Genomic DNA, 13982 nt, shown 5'->3' with positions numbered 1-13982 from the left:
ATGGACGTCACGCCACGTTATCTGGGGGCGGGTTCCTTCCTCGCGCGCCGTGACCCGCGCGTGCTCCTGCTGGTCCCCGTGCTCTATCTCGTGGCGGTGGTGAACGTCGCCGACCTGCGGGGCATCATCCTGTGCGCCGTGGTCGCCCTGGTGTACTACCGCGCCGCGGGCATCCCGTGGCGCGGTGTCAGGGCGAACTGGATCTTCATGCTGACCTTCACGACGGTGCTGGTGGTGATCAACAGCGTCTTCACCGCGGCGGATGCCCGCTCGGGGGACGGGGAGACGCTGTTCACCATCCCGCTCGCCGGGACGGAGATCACCTGGGCCGGCCTGTCGTACGCGCTGACCCTGCTGGTCCGCTACGTCTCTCTGGCGATGGTCAGCTTCCCGGTGGCCTTCGACATCGCCCCCTCCGACTTCGGCACCGCCTTCGCGCGGCTGCGCCTGTCGCAGCGCCTCGCCTACGGCGTGGACCTGACCTTCCGGTTCCTGCCGTCCACGGTCGCCTCGATGCGCGAGACCATCGACGCCCAGCGGGTCCGCGGCTACGAGCACAGCCGCAGCCGCAACCCGTTCAGGAAACTCGCCTCGCTGAAGCCCGTCGTCGTCCCGGTGACGGTGAACGCGCTGATCGACGCCGAGGACACCGCCAACGCCATGGACCTGCGCGGCTTCGGCGCCAAGCACCGCACCTGGATGCGCGAGCTCGGCTTCGGCCGCACCGACTACCTGGTCATGGGCGGCTTCCTGGCGCTCGCCGCGGCGATGACCGCCGCCAAGGTCCTCGGCCCGTTCGGCGAGGTGTGGACGCCGTGACCCGCCCCGCCCCACCGGCCGTGACCCGCCCCGCCCCACCGGCCGTGACCCGCCCCGCGCCGCCGACGACGACCCGCCCCGCGCCGCCGACCGTGATCCACTCGGCGCCGCTGGTCCTGCCGGTCAGCTCGCCGCCCGTCCGCGACGGAGCCCTGGCCGTACGGCGGGGCCGCGTCGTCGCGCTCGGCCCGCGCGCGGAGGTCCTGGCCGCGTGGCCGGGCCGGGAGGAGACCCGCTGGCCGGGGACGATCGTCGCCGGGCTGGTCAACGCCCACACCCACCTGCAGTACACGCACATGGCCGAGGTGGGGCAGCGCGTCTACGCCTCCTTCGAGGAGTGGTCCACGGCCTTCGACGAGGTCTACCACGGCTCCGCGATCGACTGGGCGGCCAGCGCCCTCGACGGCGCCCGGCAGGCGCTGCGCGCCGGGACCACCGCGGCGGCCGACGTCGTCACCGACCTCCCCGCGGCCACCGCGCTGCGGGAGGCCGGCCTGGGCGGCCTGCCGTACCTGGAGACCCTCGGCGACACCGACGCGAGCTGGGCGGAGTCGGGGCGGGAGCGGTTCGCGGCCATGCTCGACGCGGCGGGGGTGCCGATGGGCGTCTCCCCGCACGCGCCGTACACGCTGGACACCGGGGCGCTGCGGGAGGTGGCCGGGCTGGCCCGCGCCCGGGGACTGCGCCGGCACATCCATCTGGCCGAGGGCGCGCACGAGCGGGAGTACACGGTCTCGGGCACCGGGCCGCTGGCCCGGATGGTCAGGGAGCTGGAGTTCGACTTCGCCATCCTGCGCGAGGGCGGCACCGGCCTCGGGCCCACCGCGTTCCTGGACGGGCTCGGCGTGCTCGGGCCCGAATGCCACGTCGCGCACGGCGTCCACCTCGACGCCGCCGACCGCGCCCTGCTCCGCGCGCGCGGCACCGCCGTCGCGCTCTGTCCCCGCTCCAACCGGACGGTCGGCACGCGGGCCCCGGACGTGGCCGCACTGCTGGCCGAGGGCAACCCCGTCGCGGTCGGCACGGACTCCCTGTCCTCCTCGCCGTCGCTGGACCTGCTGGAGGACGTGGCGCTGCTGCGCGATCTCGCGACCCGGCAGGGCTACCGGGCCGGTGACCTGGACCGGCGGCTGGTCGAGGCCGCGACGCTGGGCGGGGCCCGGGCCCTGGGGATCGCCGGGGGGCTCGCCCCGGGCGGACCGGCCGACTTCGCGGTCTTCGACGTCTCCCCGGCGCGGGAGCCGTACCGGACGCTGATCGAGGAGGGGCCGGGACGCTGCGTCGCGACGGCCGTCGGGGGCGAGCTGATCTGGGATCAGCGGACAGCGGCCACCGTTGGATGTTAATCTCCGATCTTTCGCGCTATTTGTCGGTATTGCGGTCATCGATATGGCAGGCATGAGTCATGGCAACCCGGACCATTCGCTTCAAGCTGTATGCGTTGCTCAGCCTCCCGATCGTGGCGCTCATCGCACTCTGGACCTTCGTCACCGGCTACCTCGTCGGTGACCTCTTCGAACTGCGCCAGGCCACCACGCTCTACGACCGGGTGTCGGCGCCCGCCATCGCGTTGGTCACCGAGATGCAGAACGAGCGCAAGTTCTCGGCCGCCGCGCTGAGCAAGTCCGGCTCCCAGCCCGAGGAGCTCTCCGAGGTCCGGGAGCGGACGGACAGGGCGGTCAGCCACTTCCGCACGCGAGCCACCTCGATGGAGGCCACCTCGGTCACCGGGCCGGAGCTGGACGCGTCGATCAAGCAGGTCATCAGCGAGTTGGGCAGGCTGCGCGCCATCCGCCGGGACGTCGACGGGCGCGTCTCCAGCCGGCTGCAGGCCGTCCAGGCGTTCAGCCGCCTCACCGACACGGTCTACCGGCTCCAGGACAAGCTCGTCACCGTGCCGGAGATCGGGCTCTACCAGCAGGCCATCGGACTCCAGCGGATCGCGCACGCCCGCGACCTCATGTCCAGGGAGGACTCGCTGATCTCCAGCGCCGTCCTCGCCGGCGCGCTGACCCACGACGAGTACGAGGCGATCGAGGTGATCGCGCCGAACCGGTGGCTGCTGTTCAGCGAGGGCATGGCGGTGCTGGACGGCGAGCTGCGCGGCCCCTTCGAGGAGCTTCTCAGCTCCCCCCGCCACGGGCAGATCACCGAGTTCGAAAAGGAGATCATCGAGACTTCGCGGCTCCCCCGGAACCGGAGCTCCTGGCAGGCCTCCGCCGCCGAGGTCGGCGGCGAGATGGACCAGCTCCTGATCACCCGGGCCAAGCTGCTGAACGACCGCGCCGACGGCGCCGCGGGCGGCATCATCGCGAAGATCATCGTTGCCGGCGGCCTCGGTCTCGCCGCGATCCTGGGCGCGGTGATCCTGTCGGCCAGGCTCGGCCGGGGGCTCGCCGAGGAGCTGGGCAGCCTGCGCCTGGCGGCCCTGGACCTGGCCGAGGCGCGGCTGCCGCAGGTCGTCGAGCGGCTCCGCAAGGGCGAGTCCGTGAACGTGGAGACCGAGGCGCCGCCCATCCCCACGACCGGGACCACCCTGGAGATCACCGACGTCGGCCGGGCGTTCTCCACCGTGCAGCGCACGGCCGTCGAGGCCGCCGTGGGCGAGGCCCGGCTCCGCCAGGGGTTCAACCGGGTCTTCCGCAACCTGGCCCGGCGCAACCAGTCGCTGGTCCAGCGCCAGCTCATCCAGCTCGACTCCATGCAGCGCAAGACCACCCAGCCGGAGGCGCTGGAGGACCTCTACCGGCTGGACCACCTCACCACCCGCATGCGGCGGCAGTCGGAGGGCCTGGTCATCCTCTCCGGAGCCACGGCCGGCCGCACCTGGCGCACCCCCGTCTCCCTGATGGACGTGGTCCGCGCGGCCGTGGCCGAGGTCGAGGACTACCGGCGGATCGTCGTCCCGCCGCTGCCGGAGGCCAGGCTGACCGGCTCCGCCACCGCCGACGTCACCCACCTGCTGGCCGAGCTGCTGGAGAACGCGACCGTCTTCTCGCCGCCGACCACCCCGGTGAACGTCCGGGGAGAGGCCGTGGGGCGGGGCTACGTCATCGAGATCGAGGACCGGGGCCTCGGCCTGCAGGACCTGGAGCGCGAGGGCATCAACGAACGTCTCGCCACCCCGCCCGAGTTCGACGTGGCCGACAGCGAGCAGCTCGGCCTGTTCGTGGTGAGCCAGCTCGCCGCCCGCCACGGCATCAAGGTCACCCTGAGCCGCTCCCCCTTCGGGGGGACGACGGCGGTCGTGCTCATCCCGCGGACCGTGCTCGCCGCGCCCGAGACGCAGGAGGCGTCGGCCGTATGAGCTCTCGAATAGCCAGCGCGGCGGCCAGGCAGGCGACCGGGACCACCGGCAGGACGTAGCGGTGGTCGAAGTCCAGCACCGCCACCGGGCCCACCAGCAGACCGACCGCGACCGCCCAGGGCAGCAGCACGGTACGGCGCCGCAGCACCGCGCCCGCCGCGCCCAGCAGCAGGATCGCGCCGAGCAGCGGGCCGCGCAGGTAGGCCGGGTACTGGTAGGCGACCAGGAGGTCCGCGTACGGCCGGACCGAGTACAGGCCGCGGATGCCCGGGTCGTACTCCCGGCGAACCTCGCCGATCAGGGCATGGCCGGGCAGCGACCAGCTCCCGTGCGCGAAGCCGAAGGCCGGGGTGACCCGCTTGGGGTGGGCCACCGGGGTCCAGGCGAAGGCGAGGGAGGTGTCCTTCACCACCTCGCGGAGATAGTCGAACGGCTGGGCCGCGATGGCGTTGACCGCGAAGGCGCGGGCCAGGTCGTTGTGGCCGAACCGGTCGCCGGGGAGTCTGTTGAGCGAGGCTCCCGGGGCCCAGACGTACTCCGAGGCCGCGTCCACGACCGTCCCGTTGGGGCAGAGTTTCGCCTGGTCCGGCGGCGGCTTGACGACCGAGCAGTCGGCGAAGGTCATCGTGCGCGCCCACAGCGCGACCCCGTCGGCGCCGCTGAGGGCGAACCTGCCGTGGTGGTGGCCGTACCACCCCGCGTAGGCGGCCAGCGGCAGCGTCCCGGTGAGCGCCATGACCGCCAGGGGCCGCCATCCGACCCGCCGCACGGCCAGCAGGAGCAGGACCAGGACGAGCAGCGGCAGCGCGATCGTCCTGGTGAGCGCGGCCGCCGCGAACAGCAGGCCCGCCCCCGCGGCGGCCCGTGTCGACAGCCCCGGCGACCACATCAGGGCGGTGAGCCCGGCGACGACGAGGAAGACGAACTGCGTGTCCGACAGGACGGCGTGTTCGAGCCGCAGGAACGAGGCGTCGAACAGGACGGGCACGGTGGCGAGCGCCGCGCCCCAGGCGGGTAGCGACCTGCGGCGGAGCAGGGCGTAGATCAGCAGTCCGGTCCCGAGGCCCATGGCGTGCTGGACGGCCGCGATCACCTCGACGCTGTGGAAGGGCCACAGGGCCCGCAGCAGGAGCGGGTAGCCGATCGGGTGGAAGGTGGCCGAGGGCCTGAGGTGGACCGCGGTGTCCAGATAGGTGAAGGAGTCGTACCAGTAGAGCTGGGCGGGGCGGTAGCCGAGCATCGTCACCACGCGCAGGGCCGCGGCCAGCGTGAGGACCGCGGCGAACAGGCGGTGGTCGGTGAGCGCGCGGCGGGCCGGGGGGATCGCCGTGGGGCGGACGTCTGTGAGCACGCCGGATCCGATCGTCGTCGTGGGGGTCGGCGCATGCGGAGGAGAACGCATGGCGTGGAGGGAACCCGCGCGCGGAGGAGAGCACGCGGCGTGGCGGGAACCCGCGCGCCGAGGAGAGCACGCGGCGTGGCGGGGGAACGCGCATGCGGAGGAGAGCGCGTGGCGCGTGGGGCGACTCCGGCGGCCGGGACTCCCCGCTCGCCGCGCTTGGAAGCTCGTGGCGGGTGAGGGGCGACCGCTCAGGTCACGCGGGCCGGAAAGGCGGTCGGAGGGGCGTGGGCGGCGGAGCGTGCCGGGGCCGGAGGCGTGCCGTCAGGGGCGCGGCCCGGAGGCGTGCCGTCAGGGGCGCGGCCCGGACGCGCTCACCGGGTGCCGGGCATGGCCGGGCAGAGGACGCGGCCCGGCCGGCAGAGGGCACGGCCCGAGGGCGGGGACCCTTGCCGCCCGGGGTCAGGAACCCTTGGGGCAGGAGGCTCTCCTGGGCCGGGGGGCGTCGTTCGTCGTGGGACCGGCCAGGAGGAGCGCCTCGCCCGCCGCGCTCATCACGCCGTCGTGGACGTACCAGCCGCCCGGCACCGAGAATTTCTCGCCCTTCCCGGCGCCGTAGTGGGTGAACTCCGGCTCCACACCGCGTTGCCGGAGCATCGCCCGCACCTTGTCGACGGTCTTGTTGACGTAGTCGACACAGTGGAGCGGCTCGCCGGGCGTGTCGATGCCGGGCGGCATCGTGTAGCGCTCGCCGGGACGGGCGACACGGCCGAGGAGGATCTCGCCTCTCTCCTTGAAGCCCACCGGGACCTTCAGGCCGATCGGGCAGCCCCCGAACCGGCTGCAGGGCCCCGGAGCCTCGATGGTCCTGATGGAGTCTTGCTCGGGTACGGTCCGCCCCTGCCGGAGCCCCTCGATCCCCCCGCTCATCACGAACATCCGGCCGGCGATGCTCGGAGAGGTCGGTTCGAGCAGGAGCCTGATGTCGAGACCACGGGCGTTGAGCTCGCGTTCGTACATCTTCGGGTCGGCGTAGAGGTCCTTGACCGTGATGACGTAGTAGCCGCCCGCCCGCTTGATGTCGAGGGAGGCGGAAGCCGGAGCCGTGCCGTAGCCGCCGGGGAGCACCCAGCCCGTGATCATGGCCGCGGCGGCGAGTCCGGCGACCGCCGGCACGCTCAACCACCGGCGGCTCCACCGTCCTTGAGAGCGTCCGCGCGCGGCGGGACGGGCGGAGGTCAGGCGCGGCCACCGCCTCCCGGGCGCGACGGCCGGGACCGCCGTGATCTCGTCGAACAGCTCCCTGGCGCCGGGGGTCATGCCGGGGCCGGGGTCGGGGACGATCCCCGCGACGAGGCGGTCGACGTCGTTCATCACAGCTGTCCCTTCGCCAGCGCGACCGCGCGCGAGCCGTATCTGGCCATGTCGAATCCCCCGGAGTCCAGCTCCCTGGCGAGCCGTCTGCGGGCCCGGTGCAGCCGCAGCCGGGCCGCGCCGCGCGAGCAGCCCAGCACCTTGGCGATCTCCTCGCTGCTCAGCCCCTCCCAGCTGACCAGGGAGAGCAGCTCCCGGTCGTCGGGGCTCAGGCGCATGAAGGCCCGGCGGACGCCGTCGGGATCCTCCTCCACGGCCCTCTCGGCCCAGGCGGCCAGCTCCGCGCGGAGCCGTACGGCCAGCGCGGTCCGCCGGTTCTCCTCCCGCCGCCGGTTGGACAGGACCCGCCGGGCCACGCCGTACAGCCAGAGCCGCGCGTCGTGCCCGTCGGGGATGTCGCCCATCCGGCGCCAGGCCGTGGTGAAGGTCTCGGCGATGGCGTCCGCCGCGTCGTCGGGGGAGCCGGTGCGCCGCCGTACGTAGGCGAGGAGATCCGGGTAGTGCGCGTTGTAGATCTCCTCGAAGCGCTGCTTCGGGTCAGGGGGGCCCACGCTGTTGCCTTCCGGAGGGGACTCGTCACCTATACCTGTCCGGACCCGCGCTTCTGTTTCACCCCTTCTTCTGGCTGTCTCACGGTTCTCCGCCGGCTGCCGGGACGGTGGCGGGCGCTCAGCCGGTGGAGGCGGCGTGCCAGGCCGTCCTGCCGAAGGTCTCGTCGGACAGGAGCAGGTCGAGGAGGCCGGGGAAGCGGGTGTCGAGGTCGTCGCGGCGGAGGGTGATGTAGAGCTTGCGGCCGGAGGGGCGCTGCCGGATGACGCCGCTCTCGCGCAGCACCCGCCAGTGGTGGGTGAGGGTCGATTTGGGCACGTCGGGGACTATCGCGCCGCAGAACCTCTCCTCGCCGGAGGACAGGGCCCGCACGATCGACGCCCGGATCGGGTGGCCGAGCGCGGCCAGCACCGCTTCGAGCTGGAACTGCTCGCTGGACGGGTGAAGGGCGGTCATAGGGCGATTGTACGGAAGAGTCGAACTTGACGGCGCGACCTGCTTTGTACGAGTATCCCGAACTGTCCAACTGTTCGTATTTCCCGAACAATGTGAAGGTGGTCATGCCGTCTCCCTCCCCGTCCCAGCCGCTCACCCGGCGCCGCCATGTCGGCCGGACCCTGGCCCTGCTGGCCTTCGCCCAGCTCATCACCTCGCTCGACTTCAACATCGTCTTCGTCGCCCTCCCCGAGATCGGCCGGGACCTCGGCTTCTCCGCCCACACCCTGCAGTGGGTGACCAGCGCGTACGCGGTCACCTACGGAGGCTTCCTGCTGCTCGGCGGACGGGCGGCCGACCTGCTGGGACGTCGGCGCCTGTTCGTCACGGCCCTGCTGCTGTATGCGGTCTCCTCGCTGGTCGGTGGGCTCGCCGAGAGCTCCGGCCTGCTGGTCGCCGCCCGCGCGGTGCAGGGGCTCGGCGGGGCGCTGCTTTTCCCCGCCACCCTGTCGCTGGTCAACACCCTCTTCGCCGAAGGCCCCGAACGGAACCGGGCGCTGGCGATCTGGAGCGGCGCCGGGGCCAGCGGGCTGTCCCTGGGGGCGCTGCTGGGCGGGGTGCTGACCGACTCCTTCGGCTGGGAGGCGGTCTTCTACGTCAACGTCCCGCTCGCCGGCGCCGCCGCGCTGCTCGCCTACCCGCTCATCCCCGCCGACGGCGCGCGGCAGCGGGGCCGCAGCTTCGACCTGCCCGGCGCGGTGACCGTCACCGCCGGGGTCACCCTGCTGGCCTTCGCGCTCATCCAGGGCCCCGAGTCCGGCTGGACCTCGCCGCTCATCCTGACGGGCTTCGCCCTCGCCGCCGTGCTGCTGGCGGCCTTCCTCGTCATCGAGGCCCGCAGTCGTGACCCCCTCATGCCGCTGCGCCTGCTGGGCAACCGCAGCCTGAGCGGATCGATGGCCATCACCCTGCTCTTCGGGGCCACGTTCAACGCCCTGCCGTACTTCCTGACCCTCTATTTCCAGAGCGTCCACGGTTACAGCCCGCTCACGACCGGGGCGGCCTTCCTCGTGCCGTCCCTCATGATCGCCGCCGGTACCCAGATCGGCGAGCGGATGGCCACCCGGGCCGGGATGCGCCTGACCCTGCTCACCGGCATCGTCGCCGGCGCCGCCGGCACCGCCCTGCTCGCCACGGGCATGAGCGCGGGCGGCTCCTACTGGCACGTGCTGCCCGGCATCGTCGTCATGGGGCTCGGTCAGGGCCTGACCTGGACCGGGATGTGGATCGCCGCCGCCTCCGGGGTCGCCGCCGGAGAGCAGGGGGTCGCCTCCGGCATGGCGTCCACCGCCCTGCAGGTCGGGACCGCGCTCGGCCTGGCCGTGCTCGTCGCGGTCGCCGGCCAGGACGTCACCGGCCTGGCGGGCGAGGCCCTGCTCGGCGAGATCACCGGCGGACTGCGGGCCGCGATCTACGTCGCCGCCGCGGGTATCCTGCTGAGCGCCTTCCTGGCCCTGACCTTCCAGCGTCGCGAGGCGGCAGAGCCCCGGCCCGCGCGCGTGGACGCCTGAGGAGATCCCCATGAGTTCCGACGTTCCGAGCTTCGACGTCGCGGTGGCCGGCGGCGGCCCGGTCGGCATGCTGCTCGCGGCCGAGCTCGCCCTCCAGGGTGTCCGGCCGGTGGTCCTGGAGCGGCTCCCCACCCCGACGGGGGAGTCCAAGGCCGGCACGCTGCACGCCAGGACCGCCCAGAGCCTGAACCGCCGGGGTCTGCTCGACGAGGTGGGAAGATCCTCCTACGGCGGCGTGCGCTTCCACTTCTCCGGCATGTTCGAACTGGACCTCGGCGCGGTGGCCGGAGAGGGGCCCAGCATCGTCGGCAGCCCGCAGGCGTGGGCCGAGCAGGTGTTCGCCGACCGCGCCGCCGACCTGGGCGCGGAGATCCGGCGGGGGCACGAGGTCGTCGGCCTCGCCCAGGACGCCGACCGCGTCACGCTGACCGTGGCGGGGCCGGCCGGGCCGTACGAGCTGGCCGCCCGCTACGTGGTCGGCGCCGACGGCGCCCGCAGCGCCGTGCGCAGACTCGCGGGCATCGCGTTCACCGGCACTCCGGCGGGCGTCGCCGCGCTGACGGGCGACGTCCGGCTGCTGGACCCCCTCCCCGGCGGCTGGCACCGCACCCCGCGAGGCTGGCTGATGGTCTGGGGCGGCGGAACATACGGCCACAGCCGGATCAGCACCTACGACTTCCGCGGCCCGCACGCCGACCGGCAGGCGCCGGTCTCCCTGGAGGAGCTGCGCGGGGTGGTGGAGCACATCGCCGGCCACCCGGTCCGGATGGCCGAGCCGCGCGGCCTGACCCGGTACGGCGACGCGGCCCTCCAGGCGGAGACCTACCGCCGGGGGCGCGTGCTCGTCGCCGGGGACGCCGCCCACGTGCACTTCCCCTGGGGAGGGCAGGGGCTCAACACCGGCATGGAAGACGCCATGAACCTGGGCTGGAAGCTCGCCGCCCAGGTGCGGGGGCGGGCCCCCGACGGGCTGCTCGACACCTACCACGGCGAGCGGCACCCGGTGGCGGCGCGGGTCCTGTGGAACGTCCGCGCGCAGACCGCCCTGGCCGACCCCGACCCCCGGGTCGACCCGCTGCGGGAGCTGTTCGCCGAGCTCATGCGGCTGGAGCAGGTCAACGACCACCTGAGCGGCATGATCAGCGGCACCCGGACGGCCTACGACGTCGGCCACCCCGGCGCCGGCCGGCTCGCCCCGGACACCGAGCTCAAGACCGAGGACGGCGCGGTCAGCCTGGTGGAGCTGCTCCGCCGGGGCCGGCCCCTGTTCCTGTGCCCCCTGGACGGCGGCCCGGGGGACGGCTCGGACGGCGGCTCGGGCGGCGGCTCGGCCGGCTCGGACGGTGGCCGGGGCGGTCCGGGTGGCTCGGCGAGCGGTGGTGAACGGCTGGCGGACGTCGCGGCGGAGTGGGCCGGCCGGGTGGACACCATACGGGCGGCACAGTGCGAGCCGCTGCTCATCCGGCCCGACGGCTACGTCGCCTGGTGTCCCCCCGGCGACGCCGCCTCCCTCCGGACCGCGCTCCGCCGCTGGTTCGGCGAGCCCGGCTGAGCCGGTGCGGGCCGGGGCCGGCCCCGCACCGGGCGCTGTCCGCCGGAGGCCCAGCGGCGCGGCGCCCGGTGGGCGGCGGTGTGGGAGTGGCGGGAACCGGCCATTGACGGCGGACGGTGGGACGGAGATCGTGGGGGATTGCCAGGTGATCTTCCATTGAGGCCGCGGGCACTTCTCCGCCATGGTCACTGAAGGAGCGTTCATGCCACACATCACGTTGAACACCGACGAGCCCGGCATCCGCGGACTGCTGAGGTTCCGCCCGGAGACGGCCCGCCCGCTGAACGACCTGGCCGAGGTGCTGCTGCGCGGGGAGAGCACCCTGTCGCGCGGGGAGCGCGAACTGATCGCGGCGTACGTGTCGGGGCTGAACCAGTGCCGGTTCTGCACCTCCTCGCACGCGGCCTTCGCCGCCGCGCAGCTGCCGGAGGGGATGGCGCTGGTGGATCAGGTGCGCGCCGATCCGGACGGCGCGCCCATCTCGGCCAAGCTGAAGGCCCTGCTGGCCATCGCGGGCGCGGTCCAGCAGAGCGGGCAGCGGGTCGGCGACGAGCAGATCGCGGCGGCCCGGGCGGAGGGCGCGACGGACGTGGAGATCCATGACACGGTGCTGATCGCGGCGGCGTTCTGCATGTTCAACCGCTACGTCGACGGCCTGGCCACGATCGCTCCCGACGACGCGGCGGACTACGCGATGGCGGCCGACCGGATCATCGCCTACGGCTACACGACCACCTCGCCCGTCGCGGAGCCCCAGAGCGGGTGACCCCGCGCGGAGCGCGCACCGCCCGCTCTCGCGGGGAAGGCCGAACCCCCCCCTCGCGGGGAGTGCGGTGCGCGGCCCGCGTGGGGCCGGCCGTGTCAGGCGCCCAGGGCCTCGGCGGCGAGCGCGGTCCCCCGTATCCGGGCGTCGATCTTGGCGAAGGCGACCTCGCGGGAGGTCGAGGTGTCGTCGGCGAAGGGGGAGAAGCCGCAGTCGTCGCAGGTGCCCAGCTGCTCGACCGGGATGTGGCGGGCCGCCTGCAGCACCCGGTCACGCACCTGCTCGGGAGTCTCCACCGCGGGGTCGATCGGATCGGTCACCCCGATGAAGACCCTGGTCCCGGGGCGCAGGTGGGCGCCGATGACGTCCAGCGCCCGGGCCGGGTCGGGCTCACCGGCCAGCTGGACGTAGAAGTTGCCGGCCTTCAGCCCGAGGAGCTTGGGCAGCAGGGCGGCGTAGTCGACGTCGGCGCTGTGGGTGGAGTCCTGGTCGCCGCCGGGACAGGTGTGCACGCCGATCCGGGCCCGCTCGGCCGCGCTGAAGCGCTCCAGGAGCTGGTTGTTGAGGGTGATGAAGTCATCCAGCAGCCCGCCGCTGGGATCGAGCTTCAGCGACAGCCGTCCCTCGGTGAAGTCCAGCTGTACGGCGTGCGCACCGGCGTCCAGGCAGCCGCGGATGTCGGCCTCGGCCTCGGCGAGCAGGTCGTCCAGGAAGACCTTCCGGGGGTAGTCGGCGATGCCGTCGGCCGGATAGAGCAGGCTCAGCGCCGACGGGGCGATGACCGCCTGCTTGACCGGCAGGCGGGTGTGGCGCTGTGCCTGCTTCAGATACTCCGAGGCGTGGACGCGGTAGCGGAACGGGCCGGCGGTCAGGCGCGGCAGTTGCCGGGTGTGCCCGTCGGCGAACGGGACGACCGCCCCGTCGGGGCTGAGGCCGTCGAGTCCGGCGACCGGATAGGTGAGGAAACTGGGTTTGGACTGCTCGCCGTCGACGAGGACCGGGCAGCCGAGCTGCTCCAGCCGCGCGATGGTGTCGGCGACGGCTCCGGTCTGCTCCGCGGCCAGCTCGGCGTCGCCGATCCGGCCCGCGGCGTGGTCGGCCAGCGCGGCCAGCAGAGCGGGAGGGCGGGGGATGCTGCCGATCGGTTCGGTGGGGATGTCCATACCGTGATCGTAAATAACGATCCGTGCTCCATCAATCACTTACGGATATGGAGCGCTCTTCCGTTTCGCCCCGATGACCGCCGGCGGCCTCGGTGGGAGCCGGGCCGGTGGGGCGGAGGCCGGTGGGGCGGGGGGTCGCGTGGGGTCCGGCGGGAGCGGTCCGGGCGGGGGCCGGGCCGGTGGGGCGGGGGGTCGCGCGGGGCTCGGCGGAGGCGGATCCGGAGGGGACGAGAGAGTCGCAGGTGAAGCCCTCGTCGTGGTCGGGCTCCAGCACCATCTGCTGGAGCACGGTCGAGCCCATCGGGCGGCGGAAGGTCTCCTGCCTGACGCAGTCGTAGAAGGCGTAGGTCCCCTCGCGCTCACCGAGCAGCAGCAGGGGCACGCCCCCGCGCATGGGCTTGCCGTTGCCCGGGTGGGTGGCGAGCACCCACTGGTCCTGGAAGCCCGACAGGGTCAGCACGAGGCTGCTCCGCCCCGTGGTGGCCAGCCGCACCGCGTCCGACTCCATCTGCCCGATCAGCACGAAGCCGAGCCCCATGCCGGTGAACGCGGCGACCACGACCCGCATCCCGGCCCGGCCCGTCGGGCGGCGCCGGAGCAGCCGGAAGGGCACGACGAAGGCGACGACCCCGATCCCCGCCGCCACCAGCACGACCGTGGCCGGCCCCACCCCCTCGGCGAGGCCGAGATAGCCGAGGAAGCCCCAGTACGTTCCGCCGCACCACACCGCGCCGAGGGCGGCCGCCGCCCAGGGCCGTTCCCGTACGGCGCGGGCCAGCCTGAACACGTGGCCCCGGGCGGCCCTGTCCACCAGCCAGCCGACCGCCACCAGCGCGCCCAGGACCAGCGCGCCCGCCAGGGCCAGCAGGATGAGGCACCCGACGAGGCGGCCGAACATGGTCGCCTGGTCGATGCCCGCCTGTTCGGGGCTGATGTTGAAGACTCCGTACACCTGCTGGATGCCGAGATAGAGCAGGGCGTAGAGCGCGATGCCCACGGGGAGCACCACCGAGCCGATGCGCTGCAGCAGGTCGATGACGCTGCCCCGGCCGGCCGTATCCTGATCGGTCATTGCTTGCTGTGTCCCGTTTTGGTGTTGATCGACCGAGA

At 73.4% G+C, this 13982-nt stretch carries 12 protein-coding genes; 6 read left to right on the top strand and 6 right to left on the bottom strand.

The features are described from left to right. Genes ACZ6R6_RS18225 through ACZ6R6_RS18215 form a run of 3 tightly spaced genes read left to right on the top strand, consistent with a single transcriptional unit; the run spans nucleotide 1 to nucleotide 4126 of the window. Complete coding sequence (locus tag ACZ6R6_RS18225) at nucleotides 1-819, top strand: energy-coupling factor transporter transmembrane component T family protein (protein ID WP_470094711.1); 819 nt, start codon at nucleotides 1-3, stop codon at nucleotides 817-819. Continuing rightward, nucleotides 816-2165, top strand: coding sequence for an amidohydrolase family protein (locus tag ACZ6R6_RS18220; protein ID WP_470094709.1), 1350 nt, complete (start codon nucleotides 816-818; stop codon nucleotides 2163-2165). The genes ACZ6R6_RS18225 and ACZ6R6_RS18220 overlap by 4 nt, the downstream gene beginning before the upstream one ends. A gap of 59 nt (nucleotides 2166-2224) precedes the next feature. Then, nucleotides 2225-4126: a sensor histidine kinase gene (locus ACZ6R6_RS18215; RefSeq protein WP_470094707.1), complete on the top strand. Its 1902-nt coding sequence runs from the start codon at nucleotides 2225-2227 to the stop codon at nucleotides 4124-4126. Here the strand turns inward: ACZ6R6_RS18215 and ACZ6R6_RS18210 are convergent. The 4 genes from ACZ6R6_RS18210 to ACZ6R6_RS18195 all read right to left on the bottom strand — a co-directional run bounded on the left by ACZ6R6_RS18210 (nucleotide 4071) and on the right by ACZ6R6_RS18195 (nucleotide 7844). Further along, entirely contained in the window at nucleotides 4071-5477 is a 1407-nt protein-coding gene (locus tag ACZ6R6_RS18210) for a hypothetical protein (RefSeq protein ID WP_470094705.1), read from the bottom strand. The two genes, ACZ6R6_RS18215 and ACZ6R6_RS18210, sit on opposite strands and share 56 nt — an antisense overlap. A 450-nt stretch (nucleotides 5478-5927) precedes the next feature. Then, nucleotides 5928-6839, bottom strand: a complete 912-nt coding sequence (locus ACZ6R6_RS18205) for a hypothetical protein (RefSeq protein WP_470094703.1) — start codon at nucleotides 6837-6839, stop codon at nucleotides 5928-5930. Beyond that, a complete protein-coding gene (locus ACZ6R6_RS18200; protein ID WP_470094701.1) occupies nucleotides 6839-7390 on the bottom strand; it encodes an RNA polymerase sigma factor in 552 nt (183 codons plus the stop codon). Before ACZ6R6_RS18200 ends, ACZ6R6_RS18205 begins: the two co-directional genes overlap by 1 nt. Before the next feature lie 118 nt (nucleotides 7391-7508). Beyond that, on the bottom strand, nucleotides 7509-7844 hold the full coding sequence (locus tag ACZ6R6_RS18195; RefSeq protein WP_306863163.1) for an ArsR/SmtB family transcription factor: 336 nt from the start codon (nucleotides 7842-7844) through the stop codon (nucleotides 7509-7511). A gap of 104 nt (nucleotides 7845-7948) precedes the next feature. Between ACZ6R6_RS18195 and ACZ6R6_RS18190 the strand changes: the two genes are divergently transcribed. From ACZ6R6_RS18190 to ACZ6R6_RS18180, 3 genes are all read left to right on the top strand, one after another. Further along, nucleotides 7949-9394: an MFS transporter gene (locus ACZ6R6_RS18190; RefSeq protein WP_470094699.1), complete on the top strand. Its 1446-nt coding sequence runs from the start codon at nucleotides 7949-7951 to the stop codon at nucleotides 9392-9394. A 10-nt stretch (nucleotides 9395-9404) separates the two neighbouring features. After that, a complete protein-coding gene (locus ACZ6R6_RS18185) occupies nucleotides 9405-10946 on the top strand; it encodes an FAD-dependent monooxygenase (protein ID WP_470094698.1) in 1542 nt (513 codons plus the stop codon). Nucleotides 10947-11148: 202 nt separating this feature from the next. Beyond that, complete coding sequence (locus ACZ6R6_RS18180; RefSeq protein WP_451932003.1) at nucleotides 11149-11712, top strand: carboxymuconolactone decarboxylase family protein; 564 nt, start codon at nucleotides 11149-11151, stop codon at nucleotides 11710-11712. A 95-nt stretch (nucleotides 11713-11807) separates the two neighbouring features. Here ACZ6R6_RS18180 and ACZ6R6_RS18175 read toward each other — a convergent pair whose 3' ends face one another. Together ACZ6R6_RS18175 and ACZ6R6_RS18170 are read right to left on the bottom strand one after the other, a co-directional pair. Then, nucleotides 11808-12872: a cobalamin-independent methionine synthase II family protein gene (locus tag ACZ6R6_RS18175; RefSeq protein WP_470094697.1), complete on the bottom strand. Its 1065-nt coding sequence runs from the start codon at nucleotides 12870-12872 to the stop codon at nucleotides 11808-11810. 31 nt (nucleotides 12873-12903) lie between these two features. Next, the gene (locus ACZ6R6_RS18170) at nucleotides 12904-13944 is read right to left on the bottom strand and encodes a hypothetical protein (RefSeq protein ID WP_470094696.1); all 1041 of its coding nucleotides are present in this window, start codon (nucleotides 13942-13944) and stop codon (nucleotides 12904-12906) included. Nucleotides 13945-13982: the final 38 nt, after the last annotated feature.

The organism is Streptosporangium sp. NPDC048886 (genome assembly GCF_055586905.1).
The sequence above is the reverse complement of the archived record's forward strand: the minus strand, read 5'-3'. Positions and strand labels throughout refer to the sequence as shown.

Coding starts and splice junctions, on each gene's coding strand:
- ACZ6R6_RS18225 (WP_470094711.1), top strand. CDS start 1: ATGGACGTCACGCCACGTTATCTGGGGGCGGGTTCCTTCCTCGCGCGC.
- ACZ6R6_RS18215 (WP_470094707.1), top strand. CDS start 2,225: ATGGCAACCCGGACCATTCGCTTCAAGCTGTATGCGTTGCTCAGCCTC.
- ACZ6R6_RS18205 (WP_470094703.1), bottom strand. CDS start 6,839: ATGAACGACGTCGACCGCCTCGTCGCGGGGATCGTCCCCGACCCCGGC.
- ACZ6R6_RS18195 (WP_306863163.1), bottom strand. CDS start 7,844: ATGACCGCCCTTCACCCGTCCAGCGAGCAGTTCCAGCTCGAAGCGGTG.
- ACZ6R6_RS18190 (WP_470094699.1), top strand. CDS start 7,949: ATGCCGTCTCCCTCCCCGTCCCAGCCGCTCACCCGGCGCCGCCATGTC.
- ACZ6R6_RS18185 (WP_470094698.1), top strand. CDS start 9,405: ATGAGTTCCGACGTTCCGAGCTTCGACGTCGCGGTGGCCGGCGGCGGC.
- ACZ6R6_RS18180 (WP_451932003.1), top strand. CDS start 11,149: ATGCCACACATCACGTTGAACACCGACGAGCCCGGCATCCGCGGACTG.
- ACZ6R6_RS18175 (WP_470094697.1), bottom strand. CDS start 12,872: ATGGACATCCCCACCGAACCGATCGGCAGCATCCCCCGCCCTCCCGCT.
- ACZ6R6_RS18170 (WP_470094696.1), bottom strand. CDS start 13,944: ATGACCGATCAGGATACGGCCGGCCGGGGCAGCGTCATCGACCTGCTG.